Origin of the sequence: Pseudoxanthomonas helianthi, from assembly GCF_017939625.1 — a bacterium.
Taxonomy (GTDB): Bacteria; Pseudomonadota; Gammaproteobacteria; order Xanthomonadales; family Xanthomonadaceae; genus Pseudoxanthomonas_A; species Pseudoxanthomonas_A helianthi.
Map to the genome: position 1 here is coordinate 1 of NZ_JAGKTC010000002.1, position 572 is coordinate 572.

The 572-nt window shown below is 51.7% G+C and carries 1 protein-coding gene; it reads left to right on the top strand.

Going from position 1 to position 572, the window contains the following annotated elements:
• Positions 1-572: hypothetical protein (locus tag J5837_RS07695; RefSeq protein ID WP_210536198.1), on the top strand; the 572-nt coding region annotated here is incomplete at both ends.

The following is a 572-nucleotide window of genomic DNA, read 5'->3' on the forward strand; positions in this document are numbered from 1 at the left end:
GCTCAGATGAGAGTTCGTCAGTGGTCAAAGCTTTCCTATTACGATCCCAGAGGCCTGCTCATTTCTCTGGCGCAGCTATCCGATCGCGTCGCTGCGGCTGATGTGCCCTACAACGTCGCATCGCTTCGCACAAATGAGCTCAATAGATTCCGCGAGGGGCGTCAATGCGCGTTGCTCTGCTATGGCATGAGCCAATTTCTCGGAACTGAAGTTCGCTTTGCTATGTTTGAGCAAAACGATACTGACTTCATCGGCAGGTACGAGCGCATCGGTGAGGTCCATTACGTTCCTCTACAGGTCAAAGAGCTTGTTCCAGATAAGGTCAAGGCCGATGCGTCGCTCCAAGCCGAGATAGACAAACTTGCTAAATACACGGACTCGAAGGATCTCGTAGTTGCGTTCCATCTAAACCGCCAAGAGCACATCGATTTCGCCCAACTCGATTTCTCGCGAGTTCCTGTCAAGGAGCTATGGTTTTTTGGCTGCATTTCACCTGCCACCCAAGAGTGGCTGCTATTTGGCAATGTGCTATCGACGGGTTGCCAAGCCTTCAAGTTCCACTATCCTGAGCC